The organism is Rhizomonospora bruguierae, assembly GCF_018397995.1.
Taxonomy (GTDB): domain Bacteria; phylum Actinomycetota; class Actinomycetes; order Mycobacteriales; family Micromonosporaceae; genus Rhizomonospora; species Rhizomonospora bruguierae.
Map to the genome: position 1 here is coordinate 17,721 of NZ_BBQH01000082.1, position 18,709 is coordinate 36,429.

Here is an 18,709-nt window from a genome sequence, read left to right on the forward strand (position 1 = left end):
ACACACGCATCACGGCCAGGAATGATCACCCCCGCGATCACGGTGACGCTATACAAGCCGCGAAGTACCGACAATGAATCGTCCACCCGGGATGCCGCGCGAACTGGACGGCGACGGCTCAACCTTTTGGTTGGAGGGTGCCCGACCCGCGGAAAATGCAGTCCTGTTTCCGACACCTGGCGACTCAGTCAGCGAACCAGCGGGGCGTCGACGTGCGCACCGTCCGCGCGGGATGGGTGAAACGCCACACCGTGCCGCAGAAACCGGTCATCAGGGCCAGGGTAGTGGAAAAGGTGGTGAAGCTGAGCGAGTCGAAGGTCGCCGCGCCGACGACCGCGATCAGCTGGGCGGCGATCAGGGCGGCGCACAGGTGCCGCCCCTCCCGGTCGGACCGGCGCAGCGCGATGATCGCCAGCACGACCGCGGTGATGTGCAGCACGGCGAGGGCCGCGACGCCGACCATGCCGTTGCTCAGCGCGAGGGCCAACCACTGATTGTCGAGGATCTGATACTGCGGCGCGATCCAGGTACCCGTGCCGCGCCCCAGCCACGGCCGCTGGGCGAAGTAGTAACCCACCAGGCCGTACCGCTCCGTCCGCGCCTGGATGCTGGAATCCTCCTGCGCGTTGGTGAACATGTCCCGCAGGGTGCCGAGCAGGCCGGGCCGCCCGACCATCAGCAGCGCGCCGAGCACGGCGGCGAACCCGAGCACGTTGTACCGCAACCGCCAGCCCCACACCGGAACCATCACCGCGACGGCGACCAGCAGCGCGAGAATCCCGGTCCGGGACAGCGCGACCGGCACCGCCGCGGCGATCACGAGCGAGGCGAAAATGAAGAACCGGCGGCGTTTGGGGGTCGGCGAGAAAATGGCGAAATGGATGGCGAGCGGCAGCGTCATCGCCATCACGGTGCTGAATTCGATGTAATGCGTCGCGGTGCTCGCGACCCGGAAGAAGTCACCGGCGCCGCGGGCGGCGAAGTCGGGCACCCAGCCCTTCGCCTGTAGCCCGGGGACCATGAGGTACTCGGTCAGGTCGACCTTGGTGGTGAACTGGATGAGCCCGACCAGGGCCATGAACAGCGCGCAGAGGACCATCACCCGCAGCACGCCGCGCAGCCGCTCCCAGTTCGGGATACCGTCGGCCGCGGTGAGGATCACCCCGGTGAACACGGCGACGCTCATCATCGCGCGGTCGGCGCCGTTGGCCTCGATCTCGTTCAGCCCGCGCAGGAACCCGACGGCGTAGGAGATCAACACGGACAGCCCGTAGATGAGCACCGCCCACCGGATCGGCTGCGGGCCCACCATCACCAGTCGCGGGTTGAGCCGGGCCAGCACCCACCAGAACCACAGCAGCATGCCGACCAGCAGCGCCGGCCGCCCGATGTCGGTCATGCCGGGCAGGATGAGGCTGGCCGGAATCAGGTCCAGCAGGCAGATCATCGCGCTGAGCAGCACCGCGGCGTCGATGCGCGTGTACCGGCGCCGGGTGACGTACGTGCGCTCCCGAATCAGCGATGGTTCCAGGTCGGCCAGGTGCACCGCCCGGGCGGTCAACGGCGGGCTCTCCCGTTCGGGGGCGTGTTCCAGTCCTCGTTGTGGGACAGCGGCAGGATCACCGTGGCGTCCGACGGGATCATGGACAGGACGCTGGTGTCGTCGGCGGCGTCCTCCCGCCTGGCCGGCGCGACCGGGGCGTTCACCCCCGGTACCCGCTGCCCCGGGGCAACCGGCTCGCCGCCGCGGTAGTCGACCCGCCCGTCACCGCCCCGCCCGGGGACCCGGGCGGCCGCCTGCCGCCTGGTCGGCGGCTCCTCCTGGGCCGCGCCGCCCGGAATCGTCGGCACCAGCACCTGGCTCTGGCCGACCGCCCCGCCCGCCTTGGCCACCCGCGCGTACCCGATTTCCTCCGGTGCCGGCCCGCTGTCGGCGGCCTTCGGGTCGTCCCCGTCCGGGTCGGCTCCGCCCGCGGGATCGTTCCGCCGGCGGGCCCGCTTGCGCAGCCACGCGTCGGTGGCGATGGTCACTCCGGCGCTCAGCAGCACGCCGGCGCCGGCCACCGCGACCAGCGCGCGCTTGACCTTGGACGAGCTCTCACTGAGGTTGTCACCGAGATCCAGCCGCTGCGTGACGATCAGATCCTGCCGCGCCACGTTGTACTTGGCCTGCAGCGCGTTGACGTTCTCGTCGAGCAGCCGCACCAGTTCCTGGGCCGTGTCGCCGGCCTGTTCCGGCGAGTCGCCGATCACCTCGATCTTGACGATCGGCAGCTGGCCCTCCATCTTCAGCGTGAAGTTCTCGCTGTACCCCTTCGCCTTGAGCTGCTTGAGCACGGTGGAGTCGGAGACCGTGATCGTGGCGGCGCCGCTCAGCGAGCCCAGTCCCATGGACAACCACGGGTTGCGCGGCGTGGGCGGCTGCTCGCCCGGCTTCGCCTCGGGCGCGGTCGGCGGCACCAGTTGCACGTAGCTGGTCGCCACGTAGTCGGGCCGCACCGTCACCGCGACGGAGGCCGCCCCGGCAAGGGAGAGCAGCAGCAGCGGGACCGCGACGTACCACCGCCGGAACAACAGCTTCGTCAGGTCCCAGAAGTCCACTTTTGTCCTCTCGTGGGCGAACCCATCGCGCATGCTGACGACCGACGATGAGGTGAAGCATCCACAAGGCTAGGAAAGTGGCCCGTCGCCGTGCAATCGCCCCAGGTAGAGGATGACCTGACCGGATGGTGGCCGGCCAGTCAACATCCCGACATCCACCACCGGGCCAACCGGACAATGAGGACGCAGCGAACGGATCGCCGCGGGTTCAGGCGTTCCCGGCGTTCCGCCGCGTCGGGTGGTCGACGGCGTCCCGCTGGGCCGGGCCGGCGACCGGCACGTCCGCGAAGGCGGCCACCGTGCGGTCCGCGTACGCCGAGGCGTCGCCGTACTCCATCGGGCCGTCCCATTCGCGCGGCAGCGGTACCGGCACCGCCGGCGCCACCCGGCGAACCACCTCGTCGAGCACCGTCTCGGCGTCGCCGACCCAGAGATGCTTCGCGCGCGGGACGCCCACCACCTCGGCCTGGGCGATCGCGGTGAACCGCTCGCGGGCCTCGGCCGGACGCAGGTAGTCGTCGAATTCGGGCACCAGGGCGGTGACCGGCTTGCCGGAGTCGTTCCACACCGCCAGGTCGGCCCCGGTGGCGAACCGCAGCGCCGGCGAGAGCAGGATCGCGCCGGTCACGCCCGGGTCGCAGCCGTACTTCAGCGCCAGGTCGGTGCCGAACGACCAGCCGAGCAGCCACCGGGCGGGCAGTTCGGCGAACTCCGCGTACTCGATCGCCGCGGCCACGTCGAACCGCTCGCCGACCGCCTGGCCGAACGCGCCCTCGCTGGTCCCGCGGACGCTGCCGGTGCCCCGGGTGTTGAAGCGCAGCACCGCCACATCCGCCAGCGCGGGCAGCCGCCACGCCGCCTTGCGGAACACGTGGCTGTCCATCATGCCGCCGTGGGTGGGCAGCGGGTGCAGGCAGATCAGGGTGGCGACCGGGGGCCGGCCCGCCGGCGGCAGGGCCAGTTCGCCGACGAGCGTCAACCCGTCGGCGGTGTGCAGTTCGATGTCCTCCCGCCGGCCGGGCAGGATCGAGTTGGCGCGGATGAGGGTGCTCACCGCACCATCCTCCCCGCTACCAGTACCGGCTCGTCGGGCGGCGGCGGTCCCGTGACCGCCAACACCCGCTGTGCCAGTGCCGCCGGTCGGTGGCGTCGCCCCGCCCGTCCGCGGGCCACGCGACCACGTGCGCGACGCCCGGCGCTACCTCCTGCTGGCACCCGGGGCAGCGGTACGTCTTGACGGACGCCTTGCCGGGGATGGCGCGCACCAACCACTCCCCGTCCGACCACGCCTGGACCGCCTGGACGCCGCGCCGGGCCAGGTCCTGGTCGAGCGGCTGGCCAGCGTCGTCACGGCGGTTCCGGCGGGGCATTCCCCAAGAGTACGTCCGTACGGTGAACGGTGTCGGATGTCGGACCCGGGGTGCGGCCGTTTCGGCGGCCGGCGGCCTCGTTCGCCTCACTACGATCGGCGGACCGGCCCGGCGCGCGGACCGGCGCCGGTGCCACCGCCCGCGACCGGAAGGCTCCCGATGGACCGCGCCACCCGCAAGAAGACGCTGCTCGGCGCGGGCGTCGCCGCCGCCCTGGCGGTCGGCGTGCTGGCCCTGACCCTCCCCGGTGAAGCCGCCGCACCGGAAGGCGCCACGGCCACGGGCACTCCGGCGGCCCCCGCCGGCGCCACCCCGGAGGGCGCACCGCCCTCGCGCAAGCTGCACCTGCCGGATACGGGCGAGTTCACGCCGAGGTACTACGCGAAGTGGTCCAACGGCCTGCCCGCGGACCCCGGCTTCTTCCCGATCGCGGTCTGGCTCCAGGACCCGCGGCGGGAGCGGAACGGCAGGGTGAACGCGGCGAACTACCGCGCGGCGGGCTTCACCGTCTTCGCCGGCCAGTGGGACTTCCCCGAGCGGGAGGACGCGAACGACCGCCTGGCGACGATCCGCGAGCACGGCATGTACCTGTTCGCGGCCGGCGGCACCACCCGGCAGGCGGCGCAGGCGCGCGAGTTGCCCGCCGCGAAGGCGCTGGCCGGCCTGCACCTCGGCGACGAGCAGGACATGAGCACCGACCCGCGGCACATCACCCCGGAGGAGGTCGACTCGCTCGCGATGGAGCTGCACCGCACCGACTCCACCCGCCCCGTCTACAACAACTGGGGCAAGGCATTCGCCCGCTACCCGTGGGTCGGGGGCCACGACGACGCGGCCGGCCTCAGGCGGTACTGCGCGAACGTCGACATCTCGTCCGCCGACTTCTACGCCGCCACCGACGGCTACGAGCCGGCCGGGACGCACACCCCCGCGCACTACGGCAAGATCATCGACAACCTGCGCCACCTCTGCGGCCCCGCCAAGCCCGCCTGGGGCTTCGTCGAGACCGGCCACCCGTTCAAGGACAACCCCGGCACCTGGCCGCCCTACTCGACGGACGGCACGATCACACCGGAGACCGTCGAGTACGCGGTCTGGAGCATGCTGGCGCACGGCGCGAACGGCATCGTGTACTTCGCGCACGACTTCCACCCCGACGGCTTCACCGAGGACGGCCTGTTCGACCACCCGGAGACGCTGGCCGTGGTCACCCGGGTCAACGCGGAACTCAAGCGGCTGGCCCCGATCCTGAACGCGCAGCGCCAGCCGGCCGGCCTCACGGTCACCGACGCGGACGCGGTCCTGCGCGCCAACGCCGACGGCCACTACGTGGTGGCCGCCGAGAACTCCGGCCAGAAGCGGAGCGCCACCTTCCGGGTGGCCGCCGCGGCCGGCAAGCGGGTCGAGGTGGTCGGCGAGAACCGCACCGTCCCCGCCGACGCCGAGGGCAGGTGGCGGGACGACTTCACGCCGTGGGGCCACCACGTCTACCGGATCGCCCCCTGACCCCTACCGCCGCATGTGGTCCCGGAACCCGCGCCCGGTCTTGCGCCCCAGGTAGCCCGCCGTGACCAGCTGCTCCAGCAGCGGCGCGGGCGCGAGGCCGGGTTCGCGCACGTCCAGGTACAACGCCCGCTGGATCGCCAGCGCCACGTCCAGCCCGACCGAATCCAGCAGGTCGAACGGGCCCATCGGGTACCCGCAGCCCAGCCTCATCGCGTTGTCGATGTCGTCCGCGGTCGCGTACGACGCCTCGAGCATCTTCACCGCGTCGTTCAGGTACGGGAACAGCAGGGCGTTCACCACGAACCCGGACCGGTCGGCGCAGGTCACGCCGGTCCTGCCGAGCGCCGCCACCACGGCCCGCGCGGTGGCCACCGTCTCCGGCGACGTGCGGATCGTGCGCACCACCTCGACCAGCCCCATCCGCGACCCCGGGTTGGGGAAGTGCAGCCCGACCACGTCCGCCGGCCGCCCGGTCGCCATCGCGCACTCGATCACCGGCAGGCTGGCGGTGGTCGTGGCCAGCACCACGCCCGGCTTGCAGATCTCGTCCAGGCTGGCGAACAGCGCCCGCTTGACCGGAAGCTCCTCCACCACCGCCTCGATCACCAGGTCCGCGTCCGCCAGGTGCTCCGGCACGGCGGACCAGGTGACCCGCCCCAGCGCCGCGTCCCGCTCCGCCTCGGTGGCCCGGCCACGCACCACCCCCTCGGTCAGCGACGCCTGCACCGCCCCGAGCAGTTTCTGGGACCGCTCCGCGCCGCGGCTCACCGAGACGACCTCGTACCCGGCGCGGGCGACGGCCTCCACGATGCCGGCGGCCATCGTCCCGGAGCCCACCACGCCGACCTTCGCGATCGGCCGGGCTCCCTCGGCGCCCGCGGCCGCCCCGCTCAGCCCATCGGGGACCACCTGCGACGAGCCCGGCTTCGCGTACGTGTAGAAGCCGCGCCCGGACTTGCGCCCCAGCAGCCCCGCCGTCACCATCTGCCTGATCAGCGGCACCGGGGCGTGCCGCCGGTCCCGCCCGCCGCGCCGGTACATCGTGTCGAGGATCTCGTACGCGGTGTCCAGGCCGATCAGGTCCAGGAGCTGGAGCGGCCCCATCGGCAGCCCACACCCGAGTTTCATCGCGGCGTCGATGTCCTCGCGGCTGGCGTACCTCGCCTCGTACATCGCTGCCGCTTGGTTGAGGTACCCGAACAGCAGCGCGTTCGCGATGAACCCCGCCCGGTCATTGATCGTCACGTCGACCTTGCCGAGCCGCGCGCACAGCGCCTCCACGTCGGCGACCACGTCGTCCGCGGTCACCACCGTGCGGATGACCTCGACGAGCTTCATCACCGGCGCCGGGTTGAAGAAGTGGACGCCGATCACCTGATGCGGCCGGCGGGTGGCGACCGACACCTCGGTGACCGACAGCGAGGACGTGTTGGTCGCCAGGATCGCCTCGGGCTTCGCCACCCGGTCCAGCTCCGCGAAAATCGACCGCTTCAGCGCCAGCAGTTCCGGCACCGCCTCGACGATCAGGTCGGCGTCGGCCAGCGCCGGCAGCCCCACCGCGAAGGTGACCCGGCCGAGCAGGGCGTCCCGCTCGTGCACGCTGAGCTTGCCCTTCGCCACCGCGCGATCCGTCGAGCCGGCGAGGACCGCCCGGCCGCGCTCCAGTGCCGCGTCGGTCACCTCGACCGCGACGACGTCCAGCCCGTTGCGGGCGAACACCTCGACGATCCCGGCACCCATCGTCCCCAGACCGATCACGCCGACGGTCCTGATCTCGCGCGCCACGCCGCCTCCCTCACTCCGGTTACCAGACGGTACCCAAGCCAGGGCCCGGTGCTTGACCCCCACGGCGGATGGCACCCACGCCCCAAAAACCTCCGCGCCGACCTTGAACCCGGTGCTCCGGGTTCAAGGTCGGCGCGCGGTGGTGCCGTGTATTACCGGTTACCCGCGCGGGCGGGCCCCCGTCGACGATCCGACCAGGCTCGGCGTGCGCAGAACCGGACCGTTGCCGGCGCGGATGCCCGCGCCCGCGGTCGCCGTGGCGCCGCTCGACGGGTACAGGTCGAACGCGCCCGCCACGTCGATGACGACATCAGTCGTGCCGTACGCGTTGTAGACGTTGAACGCGTACGCATCATTGATCTCGGTCAGCACCCCGTTCGGGATGGTCTGGCCCTTGGCCGGGTTCAGGTTGCTGGCCGTGGGCCGCGGGGCGCCGGCCGGCCACACCGTCAGGTAGGTGCCGGAGGTCGGCTTGACCGCGGTCACGTTCAAGGCGAGGCCGAAGGTGTCCACGTTGACGATGGCCGCCGGCGCCGTGATCTTCGCGGTCTTGCCCGCGCCGAGCGCGGCCGGGGCGCCGAGCTTGCTCCGGGTGTCCGCGATGCGGGTCGGGGTGATCGGGCGGAACCGCAGGCCGTACCCCGGCGCGTCGTGGTAGAAGCCGACGACGTCGACGACGACATGCGTGGCACCGGCCGAGTTGTAGATGCCGATCGACGGGTCACCCGCGCAGACCGGGTCCTGGCACGGCGCGACCGGAACCACGGCCAGGTTCGGCACGATCTTGCCCGCGGTGAAGTTCAGCGTGGACGCGGTGGGCATCACGTCGCCGCCGTCCCAGACGGTCAGGAAGCCGGACTTCGTGGGGGACACCGCGGTGATGTTCACGGCGAGCGCCGTGATGTACGGCTCCCAGTCGCCAGCCTCCACCCCCAGGGTGATCATCCAACCGCCGAGCAGGGGGCCCTGCCCATCCTCACGGGTGTCCATCAGGCGCTGCGGGGCAACCGGCATGTATTGACCGCCGACACCGTAGGCGTTCGGCACGTCGGTGGTGGGCCCGGCGTAGAAGCCGGAAACATCCGCGATCACGTGGGTGCTGCCGGCGAAGTTGTAGACGTCCACCTGGCCGTTGGTGCCGAGCGGGACGGTGACGAAGTTCGCGCCCGTCCAGCCCTTCTCGAAGTTGAGGTTGGACGCCGTGGGCCGACTCTTACCGGTCGGGTAGACGGTGAGGTAGCCAGCGCTGGTCGGCTGCGTGACGGTCACGTTGAGCACAACGGCCGACACGCCGGCGGCCGGGACGCCCCCGCGCCCGGCGACCTTCAGGTGCACCACGCCGCCCGGGCCGATGGGCGCCTTCGCCGCGCCGTTGCCCGAGCGGGTGTCCAGGATGCGCGAGGGCGTGACCGGGTAGTAGGTGCCCTCGGCGTTCTGGAATGCTGCCGCGGCCTGCGGCGCCGCCGGCACAACCGCGTGGGCTGCCGGTACGGCGATGACGAACGATGCGGACAGTGCGACCGCGGTGGCGGTCGCTCCGCGAAGAGCGCGCACGACTGAGTCCCCCGTACGTAGGTGGGAAGGGATTGACCGAGGCGCCAACGTATGAGAGGCAGCCTCGTTCGGTCAATCAACCTTTCGGTCTTTCAGGGAACGTAGCACATTCCATAGTAGAGATTCGTCCGAATCGGTCATCGGGGAGGCGTCACCAGCCGTGTGATGACGACTACCTGCGGCGGCACCAGAATCGCAGGCTCCCGCCACATCACCGGACCGAGGAACAATCCCGAGCGCCCGACACGCGTCTCGAACGTACCCGTCACGTCGACGACGAGATCGGTGGTGCCATTCTCGTTGTAGACGTTGAATGAGCCGCCCGAGCCGATGTCCACCAGCACCCCATTCGAGACCGTCTGACCCTTGACGGCGTTGAGGTTGCTCATCGTGGGTCGCGGGTAGTTCGAGTAGCCGTCCGGCCACAGCGTCAGCCAAGTGTTGGCGGTGGGCTTGACCGCCGTCACGTTGAGCGCCAGCGCAGCCGTAGATGCCGATGGATGGCAGCCCGGCGCAGGGCAGGTGCGCGGGGCACGGCCGGACCGGTACCGCGCCGGTCTGCGCGTCCGTGCTGAACTCGTGCACGATCACCCCACCGCCGGCGATTACGCAGCCAGCACCGGCGGAGTCGCCCATGAAGATGCCGGCGTGCGTGTCGTCCGGGTCCCCCAGCGCGTCGTATCGGCGGCCAAGGTCGAACGCGGCGCCGACCGGCGGTATCAGGTAGAGATCCAGTCCGGGCAGCCCGGACTGCCGGGCGTGCACCCTGATGCCGGCCGCCCCGTACCGGAACGCCGTGATGGTGGCCGCGCCCCGCTCGAACACCGTGTTGGCGTGGGGCCACACCGGCGAGCCGTCGGCGAACACCCACCGTTGACCTCCCCCATCACTGATGTGCCAGAGATCCACAAAAGTACGAACGCCGCTGCGGCCGGCCCATCGCCCGCCCAGATTTCTCCACTATGGAATGTTCTACCGGATGACACCCACGGTCGGGGGGTCGGATAACGTCCGGTTCATGACCACCCCGCTCCATCGGGCCAACCGGTCCGCGCGGGCCGAACTGGCCGCGCTCGCCGCCGCCATCGGCTCCCCGTCGCCCGGCCTGCGCGCCGCCGTGGACCAGGAGGCGGCGACCCTCCGCGACAGCTACCGGTCCGACCGCGGCCCGCTGACGCCCGCGGTGCTCGCCGGGTATGCGCAGGGCCTGCGGGAGGCGGCGAACGAGCGCGGGTGGCGGCCGCCGGCGGGGCCGGTGGATGGCACGCGGGCGGACTGGGTGACGGTCCGGTTGCTGGCGGTCTGCGCCCTCGCGGAGACGCTCGCGTAGCCCCCGACCGGCCCGGGTCCGACCGCCGCGCCAGCGCAGGCCCGCCGCCGCCGGCCCGGGGCCCGACCGCCGCGCCGGTGCGGGCCCGACCGCCGCCAGCGCGGATCCGGCCGCCGCCGATGCGGTGATCACCTGGCACCGATCTTTACCGGCGAGTAAGTTGCCGGGTATGACGGCCGTTGAGACCCCGGGCGCACCACGGATCGTCGGGGGCGAACTGGTGTCGACCAACCCGGTGACCGGGCGGGAGGTGGGCCGATTCCCGGTGGCCGGCCCGGGGGAGGTGGCCGCCGCGGTGCGCGCCGCCGAGCGGGCCGCCGCCTGGTGGGCGGGCCTGGGCTTCGGCGGCCGGCGGGAGCGGTTGCTGCGGTGGCGGGCGCGGATCGCGCGGCGGATCACCGAACTGGCCGAACTCGAACGGGCCGAGGGCGGCAAGCCGGTCGTGGACGCCGTGGTGGAGATCCTGGCCGCGGTCGAGCACATCGACTGGACCGCCCGGCACGCGCGCCGGGTGCTGGGCCCGCGCCGGGTACGCGGCCGGCTGACGCTGGCCGAGCACGCCGCCCACCTGGCGTACGAGCCGTACGGCGTGGTGGGCGTCATCGGTCCGTGGAACTACCCGGTGCTGACCCCGATCGGCTCCATCGCGAGCGCCCTCGCCGCCGGCAACGCGGTCGTGCACAAGCCCAGCGAGTACACGCCCGCCGTGGGCCGCTGGCTGGTCGAGTCGTTCGCCGAGGTGGTACCGGAGGAGCCGGTGCTCCAGGCGGTCTACGGCCTGGGCGAGACGGGCGCGGCGCTGTGCCGGTCCGGGGTGGGCAAGCTGGCGTTCACCGGGTCCACCGCGACCGGCAGGCGGGTCATGGCGGCCTGCGCCGAGTCGCTGACCCCGGTCCTGATCGAGGCCGGCGGCAAGGACGCCATGATCGTGGACGCGGACGCCGACCTCGACGCGGCCGCGGAGGCGTGCGTGTGGGGCGCCCTGACCAACGCCGGCCAGACCTGCATCGGCATCGAGCGGGTGTACGCGGTCGCCCCGGTGTACGACGCGTTCGTCGGCAAGGTGGTCGAGCGCGCCGCCCGGCTGACGGTCGGCGCGGAGGGGGAGATCGGCCCGATCACCATGCCGGCGCAGATCGAGGTGATCCGCCGCCACATCGACGACGCCCTGGCCAGCGGCGGTCGCGCGGTACTCGGCGGCCCGGCGGCCGTGCGGCCCCCGTTCGTCCACCCCACCGTGCTGGTGGACGTCCCCGAGGAGTCCGCCGCCGTCCGCGAGGAGACCTTCGGGCCCACGCTCACCATCGCCAAGGTCGCGGACGCGGAGGAGGCGGTCGTCCGGGCCAACGCCGGCCCCTACGGCCTGGGCGGCTCGGTGTTCGGCCGGCGCCGCGCCATGGCGATCGCCCGCCGCCTGCGCACCGGGGCGGCCGCGGTGAACTCCACGCTGACCTTCATCGGCATGGGGTCGCTGCCGTTCGGTGGGGTGGGCGACTCCGGCTTCGGCCGCATCCACGGCCCGGACGGCCTGCGCGAGTTCGCCCACGCCAAGGCCATCACCCGCCGGCGGGCGCCGTCCCCGCTCCCCGCGATGACCTTCAACCGCGGCCCGCGGGACACCGCCCGCCTGGTGAAGATCGCCAAGCTCCGCTACGGGCGCGCCCCGCGCTGAGCCGCGCTCAGAACAGGGTCAGTTCGTCCCGCTCGACGCCGCGCAACGCGTCGTAGTCCACGTAGACGCAGCGGATGCCGCGGTCCTCGGCCAGCGTGCGGGCCTGCGGGACGATCTGCTGCGCGGCCAGGATCCCGGCCACCGGCGCCAGCAGCGGGTCCCGGTTCATCAGCTCCAGGTACCGGGTGAGCTGCTCCACCGCGTCGATGGTGGCCCGCCGCTTGACCTCGATGGCCACGCTCGCGCCGCCGTCCCGGCACAGCAGGTCGACCGGGCCGATCGCGGTCATGTACTCGCGCCGGACCAGCGTGAAGTTCTCCCCGAACACCGTCGGCGTGGCGGCCAGCAGTTCCTGCAGGTGCGCCTCGACGCCGTCCTTGACCAGGCCGGGGTCCACGCCCAACTCGTACGAGGTGTCCTGGAAGATCTCCTCCAGCGTGATCCGCAACTCCTCGCCGGCCTTGTTCACCACCCGCCAGACGCCGGGCGCCTCCTCGATCCGGCAGGGCGGGCTCATCCAGTTCAGCGGCTTGTACGCCCGGTCGTCGGCGTGGATCGAGACCGAACCGTCCGCCTTGACCATCACCAGCCGGGTGGCCGGCGGCAGGTGCGCCGAGAGCCGTCCGACGTAGTCCACCGAGCACCGCGCAATCACCAACCGCACCCGGGCAGCCTAGCGAAACGAGCGAAACCGGCCCGGACCGCACCGCCGGGCGGTGCTGGCGAGCGGCTGCCATGCTGGGACACGTGCTCGAAGCGCTCACCGGAACCGGGCTCGCCGCATCGGCGGGCCTCAACGCGTACATCCCGCTGCTGCTGATGGGTGTGCTCGCCCGGTTCACCGGCCTGATCGACCTGCCGGGCGGCTGGACCTGGCTGGGCAACGGGTGGGTGCTGGGCATCCTGGCGGTGCTGCTGGCGATCGAGGTGGTGGCCGACAAGGTCCCCGTGGTGGACCACGTCAACGACGTGGTGCAGACGGTGGTCCGCCCGACCGCCGGCGGCCTGGCGTTCGGCGCGGGTTCGGCCGCGCAGACCGTGACGGTGTCGGACCCGGGTTCGTTCTTCGCCAGCCACGAGTGGATCCCGGTGGCGACCGGGGTGGTGATCGCGCTGTGCGTGCACGGGGTGAAGGCGGCCGCCCGCCCGATCATCAACACGGCCACGGTCGGCTTCGGCGCGCCGGTGGCCAGCACCGCCGAGGACGCCACGAGCATCGTCATGTCGGTGGTCGCGATCGTGCTGCCGGTGCTGGTGCTGCTGTTCGGCGCCGGCCTGGTGCTGTTCGCGGTGTGGCTGATCGGCCGCCGCCGGGACCGCCGCCGGGAACGCGCCGCCGCGCGGGCCGCCGGTTTCCGGGTGTGAAGCGTCGAGCGGCATGATGTCGCCATGGACGATGAGCCGGCGATCGTCGCCAGGAACCTGCGCAAGTCGTACGGCGGGGTGGCCGCGGTCGACGGGGTCGACCTGACGGTCCGCCGCGGCGAGGTCTTCGCGCTGCTCGGACCGAACGGCGCCGGCAAGACCACCACCGTGGAGATCCTCGAGGGGTACCGCCGCCGGGACGCCGGTGAGGTCAGCGTGCTCGGCACCGACCCGGCGCGGGCGGACGCGGCGTGGCGCGCCCGGATCGGCATCGTGCTGCAGAGCACCGGGGAGTTCGAGGATCTCACGGTCCGCGAGGTGGTGCACCACTTCGCCGGCTTCTACCCCGCGCCGTACCCGCCGGACGACGTCATCGCGCAGGTCGGCCTGGCCGGCAAGGCGAACGCCCGCACGCACGGCCTCTCCGGCGGGCAGCGGCGCCGCCTGGACGTCGCCCTCGGCATCATCGGCCGCCCCGAACTGCTGTTCCTGGACGAGCCGACCACCGGCTTCGACCCCGAGGCGCGCGTCGAATTCTGGGACCTGATCCGGGGACTCATCGCGCTCGGCACGACCATCGTGCTGACCACGCACTACCTGGACGAGGCGGAGGCGCTGGCCGACCGCATCGCCGTCATCGCCGGCGGCCGGGTGGCGGCGGTCGCGTCCCCGGCCGACCTGGGCGGGCGCCGGAACGCGCCGGCCACGGTCGCCTGGCGCAGCCCGGAGGGCGAGCCGCGGTCCGAGCAGACCGCGACGCCGACCGCGCTGGTGGCCGAGTTGTCGGCGCGCCTGGGCGGCGAGATCCCGGGCCTGACCGTCACCCGGCCCACGCTGGAGGACGTCTACCTCACCATGATCGGATCGGGAGGCCGGGCATGACCGCCGCCACCACGCTGGCCCGGCGCCAGGGCGCGCTGGAGATCAAGCAGTTCCTGCGCAGCCGCGAGTCGGTGGTGTTCACGATGGCCTTCCCGGTCATCATGATCTTCATCTTCGCCTCGATCTTCAAGGGCGACATCGGCGGCGGGGTGCGCTTCACCCAGTACTTCGTGACCGGGATGATCGCCACCGGCCTGCTGTCGGTCGGCTTCCAGAGTCTCGCCATCCAGATCCCCATCGAGCGGGACCGCGGCGTGCTCAAGCGCCTGCGGGGCACGCCGGTGCCGAAGTGGGTCTACTTCGCCGGCAAGACCGTCATGGTGCTCGCGATCGGCGTGGCCGAGACGGCGCTGCTGCTCGCGGTGGCGGCGCTGTTCTTCGACCTGACCCTGCCCCGCACCGCGGACCGGTGGGTGACGTTCGCCTGGGTGAGCGTCCTGGGAATCACGGCGTGCACCCTGTGCGGCATCGCGTTCTCGTCGGTGGCGCGCACCGGGCGGGGTGCGTCCGCCGTGGTCACGCCGGTGGCCCTGGTCCTCCAGTTCATCTCGGGCGTCTTCTTCGTGTTCACCGACCTGCCGGGGTGGATGCAGCAGGTGGCGGCGCTGTTCCCGCTGAAGTGGATGTGTCAGGGCCTGCGTGCGGTCTTCCTGCCCGACAGCTTCGCCGGCCTGGAGCCGGGCGGCTCGTGGGAGCTGGGCAAGGTGGCGATGGTGCTCGGCGCCTGGTGCGTGATCGGCCTGGTGCTGTGCCTGACCACCTTCCGCTGGACCAGCAGGCGCGACGGCTAACCGACCCGCGGCGTCCCGGCACCGCGATCCTCAGCCCGCTCGGCGGCCGGAGGCGCGGCCTGGGCGGGCACCGACGCCGCGGCGGAATCGGACGCCCCCGCGGCCCCGGACGCCGCGACGGTGCCGGACGCCGCGGGCCCGGACGCCGCCGTGGGGCCGGACCCCGCGGCGGGGCCGAATCCCCCGCCGGGGCCGGACGCCGTGGCGGGGCGGCCCCAGCCCGACGCCGGGTTCCAGCGGGGCGAGCGCAGCCGCGCCTCGGCGAGCAGGATCACCATGACGTAGCCGAGGGCCGCCGGCCACAGCTTCGGCGACCGCAGCACCACGTCCCGCAGCCAGGACGACCGGGACGAGGTCGCCACCGGGTCGGTGACCACGCCGTACGACCGCCCGTGCGCGCTCTGCCACGCGAAGTACTGCTTGTTGCCGGCCCGGGCCCGGGCGACGCGGCGGACCAGGTCACCGAGGCGGCGCGGCGCCGGCACCCGCACCACCGCGTCGATCTGCCGCTTCTCGCCGGTGCGCAGCATGCCGTCGAGGAACATGTCGTCCGCGATGAGGTCGGGGAACTCGGCGAAGCGGGCCCGCCCCTCGGCGGAGAGCGCGATGCAGCCGCGGCCGAACAGGCGGCCGACGAAGACCGGCAGCCGGGCGTTGATCGCGTAGTAGGCGCGGACCGGCCACGAGCTCCCGTCAAGGTCCACTTCGGCCCGTGGTACCGCGGCGTGCACGCCGGGCTCCTCCAACGCGGCGCCGAGCGCCCGGATCAGGGTGGGGTCGGCGGCGATGTCCGCGTCCAGGTACACCCGCGGGCCGGCCACGACCGCGTCGGCGGCGTTCATCGCGGCGGTCTTGGAGGCGACCGGCACGTCCACGACCGTGACGCCGTAGGCGTGCGCCACCTCGGCGGTGTTGTCGCTGCACCCGTTGGGAGCGACCACGATGCGCAGGTCCGGACCGGCGTCGGGCGATTGCGCCAATTCGCGCAGTACGCGGCCGATGCCGGCCTCCTCGTTGTACGCCGGAATGATGACAGAGAGCTGCATAATCCACCCACGTCGCTATTGCGCACCGACCCGGGCAAGTCTGCTGGGCTCGGCCCACAACGCACATTGGACTATCGGCCAGGCTATTCGACGGGTAGACGACAGAAGGACGACCCGTTGCGGCGAGCGACGGAAACCGTTGTCCCGACTAGGTTTTGCGGCGTGCGGGAGCAAACGCAGCAATCCGTGACCACGCGGCGACGCACTGTCGTCCTGAGTGGAGTCCGGTTCGACGGCCTCACCGAACGTGAGGTCATCGACACGGTGCTGGACTCACTGGCGGCCCGGCGCGGCGGGCGAATAGTTACCCCCAATGTGGACATTCTTCGCCGCGCCATGCGCAGTGCGGAGGCGCGCGAACACATCGAGTCAGCTTCGCTGGTCATGGCGGACGGGGCGCCGCTGATCTGGGCGGCGAGAGTAGCCGGTCAACCACTCCCCGCACGGGTTCCCGGCTCCGACCTCATCTGGAGCATCTCCGGCGCGCTCGCCGGCAAGGGGTACTCGGTGTACCTGCTCGGCGGCGAGCCCGGAACGTCCGAGGTCGCCGCCGCGGCACTGGCCGAGCGTTACCCGGGCATCGCGATCGCGGGGCACTCCAGTCCCCCGTTCGGGTTCGACACGCACAGCGACCAGTACGACGCGGTCTGTGCGGAGGTGATCGCCGCCCGGCCCGACTTCGTCTACGTTGGACTCGGCTTCCCCAAGCAGGAACGGGTGATAGCCCGGCTGCGCGGCGCCCTGCCCGGGGCGTGGTTCATGGGCTGCGGCGCGGCGATCGGCTTCGTGGCCGGCACGTACCGCCGCGCGCCGCGCTGGATGCAGCGCACCGGGCTGGAGTGGGTGCACCGGCTCGCCCTGGAGCCCGGCCGGCTGGTGCGCCGGTACCTGATCGAGGACGCGCCGTTCGCCGCGCGGCTGCTCGCCGGCAGCGCGCTCGCCCGCCTGCGGAAGGGATCACGCGCGTGACCGGCCGACCGACGGCGTCCGTCATCATCGTCTCGTACAACACCCGCGAGCTGACCCTGCGCTGCCTGGACGCCCTGCACTCCGGCCGCACCGGCGCCGTGGACTTCGACATCATCGTGGTCGACAACGCCTCGCACGACGGCTCCGCCGACGCGATCGCGCAGCACCACCCGTCGGTCACGCTGATGCGCCTGGCCGAGAACGTGGGCTGGGGGCGCGGCGCCAACCGCGGCGCGATGGCCAGCGACGCCGACTACCTGCTGCTGCTCAACCCGGACACGGTGCCGGTCGGCGACGTGGTCGCCGACCTGGTCACCTTCGCCCACCGGCACCCCGAACACCGGCTGTACACCGGGCGCACACTGCGCGCCGACGGCACCGACGACGGCTACTCCTGCTGGGGGCTGCCCTCGCTGTGGAGCTGCTTCACGTACGCGTCCGGACTGTCCACCATAGTCAAGAACAAGCGGTGGGCGAACCCCGAGGGCCTGCCCGGGTACGACCGACACACGGTCCGCGAGGTGCCGGCCATCTCCGGCTGCCTGATGATGGTCGAGCGCGCCTTGTTCGTCGAGCTGGGCGGCTTCGACCCGCGGTTCTTCCTCTACTCCGAGGACATGGACCTCAGCCGGCGCGCCCGCGACCTGGGCGCCCGCCCGGTGCTGCACCCGGACGCGGCGGTCGTGCACGTCGTCGGCGCCTCGTCCAGCTCGGTCGGGCAGCGCGTGAAGATCCTGCGCGGCAAGTCCACGTACCTGCGCCGGCACTTCTCCCCCGCCCGCGCCCGGCTGGGCAGGGCGCTACTCGCCGCCGGGGTCGGATTGCGGGCGCTCGCCTCGGCGGCGGGCGCCGGCCGCCCCGGCGTGGACTGGCCGGCGATCTGGCGCGAGCGGCACACCTGGCTGGCCGGCTGGCCGCCGGTGGACGAGCCCCGGCCCGCGCCCGCGATCCCGGCGCGGCGGGCCGCTCAGTACGAGTAGAAGCCCTGGCCGGACTTGCGGCCCAGGTCGCCCGCGGCGGCCATGCGCTGGAGCAGTTCCGGCGGGAAGAACTTGGCGTCCGCGGTGTCGGTGTAGATGTTGCGGGTGGCGTGCAGGAGCACGTCGACGCCGGTGAGGTCGGTGGTGGCCAGCGGCCCCATCGCGTGGCCGAAGCCGAGCTTGCACGCCGTGTCCAGGTCCTCCGGGGTGACCACCCCGGACTCGACCAGCCGGACCGCCTCCACGACCAGCGCCGAGATCAGCCGGGTGGTCACGAAGCCGGCGATGTCCCGGTTCACGACGATGCAGGTCTTGCCGATCCCCTCGGCGAACGCCCGTGCGGTGGCCAGCGTCGCGTCGCTGGTCTTGAAGCCCCGGACCAGCTCGCACAGGGCCATCATCGGCACCGGCGAGAAGAAGTGGGTGCCGACCACGGACTCGGGCCGGCCGGTCGCCGCCGCGATCTGGGTGACCGGGATGGCCGAGGTGTTGGTGGCCAGCACCGCGTCGGGCCCGCAGATCCGGTCGAGGGCGCGGAAGACGTCCTGCTTCGCGTCGAGGCGCTCGAAGACGGCCTCGACGACGAGGTCCGCGTCGGCGGCCGCGTCCAGCTCCGTGGTGCCGGTGATCCGGGCGACCGCGGCGGCGGCGTCCTCCTCGGAGATCTTCTCCTTGCGCACGAACCGGTCCAGCGAGGTGCGGATGCCACGGATGCCGCGGTCCACCGTCTGCTGCTCCAGGTCCCGCAGCGTGACCGTCCACCCGGCCTGCGCCGCGACCTGCGCGATGCCCGACCCCATCAATCCCGCACCGATGACTGCCAACCGACCGGCCATGGCGGACACCCTACCTAAACGC

General features: G+C 72.4%; 18 protein-coding genes. 8 read left to right on the forward strand and 10 right to left on the reverse strand.

Annotated features, from left to right (window positions below; all coding sequences use genetic code 11):
* Positions 1 to 184 precede the first annotated feature (184 nt).
* The 4 genes from KJS59_RS26950 to KJS59_RS26965 form a co-directional block, all read right to left on the reverse strand.
* Positions 185 to 1,561, reverse strand: coding sequence for an O-antigen ligase family protein (locus tag KJS59_RS26950; RefSeq protein ID WP_213456081.1), 1,377 nt, complete (start codon positions 1,559 to 1,561; stop codon positions 185 to 187).
* Positions 1,558 to 2,634, reverse strand: coding sequence for a hypothetical protein (locus tag KJS59_RS26955; protein WP_213456083.1), 1,077 nt, complete (start codon positions 2,632 to 2,634; stop codon positions 1,558 to 1,560). The genes KJS59_RS26950 and KJS59_RS26955 overlap by 4 nt, the downstream gene beginning before the upstream one ends.
* Before the next feature lie 175 nt (positions 2,635 to 2,809).
* Positions 2,810 to 3,655 carry an alpha/beta hydrolase gene (locus KJS59_RS26960; RefSeq protein ID WP_213456085.1) on the reverse strand — a complete coding sequence of 282 codons (846 nt, stop codon included), beginning with the start codon at positions 3,653 to 3,655 and terminating at the stop codon, positions 2,810 to 2,812.
* A 16-nt stretch (positions 3,656 to 3,671) separates the two neighbouring features.
* Positions 3,672 to 3,971: a hypothetical protein gene (locus KJS59_RS26965; RefSeq protein WP_213456087.1), complete on the reverse strand. Its 300-nt coding sequence runs from the start codon at positions 3,969 to 3,971 to the stop codon at positions 3,672 to 3,674.
* 159 nt (positions 3,972 to 4,130) lie between these two features.
* On the opposite strand from KJS59_RS26965, the gene KJS59_RS26970 reads away from it, so the two are divergent.
* A complete protein-coding gene (locus tag KJS59_RS26970) occupies positions 4,131 to 5,477 on the forward strand; it encodes a hypothetical protein (RefSeq protein WP_213456089.1) in 1,347 nt (448 codons plus the stop codon).
* 3 nt (positions 5,478 to 5,480) lie between these two features.
* Here KJS59_RS26970 and KJS59_RS26975 read toward each other — a convergent pair whose 3' ends face one another.
* From KJS59_RS26975 to KJS59_RS26985, 3 genes are all read right to left on the reverse strand, one after another.
* Complete coding sequence (locus tag KJS59_RS26975) at positions 5,481 to 7,262, reverse strand: 3-hydroxyacyl-CoA dehydrogenase family protein (RefSeq protein ID WP_213456091.1); 1,782 nt, start codon at positions 7,260 to 7,262, stop codon at positions 5,481 to 5,483.
* A gap of 159 nt (positions 7,263 to 7,421) precedes the next feature.
* A complete protein-coding gene (locus tag KJS59_RS26980) occupies positions 7,422 to 8,816 on the reverse strand; it encodes a hypothetical protein (RefSeq protein ID WP_213456093.1) in 1,395 nt (464 codons plus the stop codon).
* Between the two features lie 137 nt (positions 8,817 to 8,953).
* On the reverse strand, positions 8,954 to 9,283 hold the full coding sequence (locus KJS59_RS26985) for a hypothetical protein (protein WP_213456095.1): 330 nt from the start codon (positions 9,281 to 9,283) through the stop codon (positions 8,954 to 8,956).
* A 551-nt stretch (positions 9,284 to 9,834) separates the two neighbouring features.
* Here KJS59_RS26985 and KJS59_RS26990 point away from each other — a divergent pair.
* Both KJS59_RS26990 and KJS59_RS26995 read left to right on the forward strand, forming a co-directional pair.
* On the forward strand, positions 9,835 to 10,146 hold the full coding sequence (locus KJS59_RS26990) for a DUF6401 family natural product biosynthesis protein (protein WP_213456097.1): 312 nt from the start codon (positions 9,835 to 9,837) through the stop codon (positions 10,144 to 10,146).
* A gap of 169 nt (positions 10,147 to 10,315) precedes the next feature.
* Positions 10,316 to 11,818, forward strand: a complete 1,503-nt coding sequence (locus KJS59_RS26995; RefSeq protein ID WP_213456099.1) for an aldehyde dehydrogenase family protein — start codon at positions 10,316 to 10,318, stop codon at positions 11,816 to 11,818.
* 7 nt (positions 11,819 to 11,825) lie between these two features.
* Here KJS59_RS26995 and nucS read toward each other — a convergent pair whose 3' ends face one another.
* A complete protein-coding gene (gene nucS / locus KJS59_RS27000; RefSeq protein WP_213456101.1) occupies positions 11,826 to 12,482 on the reverse strand; it encodes an endonuclease NucS in 657 nt (218 codons plus the stop codon).
* Positions 12,483 to 12,565: 83 nt separating this feature from the next.
* Here nucS and KJS59_RS27005 point away from each other — a divergent pair, with 83 nt between their 5' ends.
* Genes KJS59_RS27005 through KJS59_RS27015 form a run of 3 tightly spaced genes read left to right on the forward strand, consistent with a single transcriptional unit; the run spans position 12,566 to position 14,856 of the window.
* Positions 12,566 to 13,183, forward strand: a complete 618-nt coding sequence (locus KJS59_RS27005) for a DUF4126 domain-containing protein (RefSeq protein WP_213456104.1) — start codon at positions 12,566 to 12,568, stop codon at positions 13,181 to 13,183.
* Between the two features lie 24 nt (positions 13,184 to 13,207).
* Positions 13,208 to 14,065, forward strand: coding sequence for an ABC transporter ATP-binding protein (locus KJS59_RS27010; protein WP_213456106.1), 858 nt, complete (start codon positions 13,208 to 13,210; stop codon positions 14,063 to 14,065).
* A complete protein-coding gene (locus KJS59_RS27015; protein ID WP_213456108.1) occupies positions 14,062 to 14,856 on the forward strand; it encodes an ABC transporter permease in 795 nt (264 codons plus the stop codon). Before KJS59_RS27010 ends, KJS59_RS27015 begins: the two co-directional genes overlap by 4 nt.
* On the opposite strand, the gene KJS59_RS27020 is transcribed toward KJS59_RS27015, so the two are convergent.
* A complete protein-coding gene (locus KJS59_RS27020) occupies positions 14,853 to 15,902 on the reverse strand; it encodes a glycosyltransferase family 2 protein (RefSeq protein WP_213456110.1) in 1,050 nt (349 codons plus the stop codon). The genes KJS59_RS27015 and KJS59_RS27020 overlap by 4 nt on opposite strands.
* 186 nt (positions 15,903 to 16,088) lie before the next feature.
* Here KJS59_RS27020 and KJS59_RS27025 point away from each other — a divergent pair, with 186 nt between their 5' ends.
* Both KJS59_RS27025 and KJS59_RS27030 read left to right on the forward strand, forming a co-directional pair.
* A complete protein-coding gene (locus KJS59_RS27025) occupies positions 16,089 to 16,871 on the forward strand; it encodes a WecB/TagA/CpsF family glycosyltransferase (RefSeq protein WP_213456112.1) in 783 nt (260 codons plus the stop codon).
* On the forward strand, positions 16,868 to 17,851 hold the full coding sequence (locus tag KJS59_RS27030) for a glycosyltransferase family 2 protein (RefSeq protein ID WP_213456114.1): 984 nt from the start codon (positions 16,868 to 16,870) through the stop codon (positions 17,849 to 17,851). The genes KJS59_RS27025 and KJS59_RS27030 overlap by 4 nt, the downstream gene beginning before the upstream one ends.
* On the opposite strand, the gene KJS59_RS27035 is transcribed toward KJS59_RS27030, so the two are convergent.
* The gene (locus KJS59_RS27035; protein WP_213456116.1) at positions 17,839 to 18,687 is read right to left on the reverse strand and encodes a 3-hydroxyacyl-CoA dehydrogenase family protein; all 849 of its coding nucleotides are present in this window, start codon (positions 18,685 to 18,687) and stop codon (positions 17,839 to 17,841) included. The two genes, KJS59_RS27030 and KJS59_RS27035, sit on opposite strands and share 13 nt — an antisense overlap.
* Positions 18,688 to 18,709: the final 22 nt, after the last annotated feature.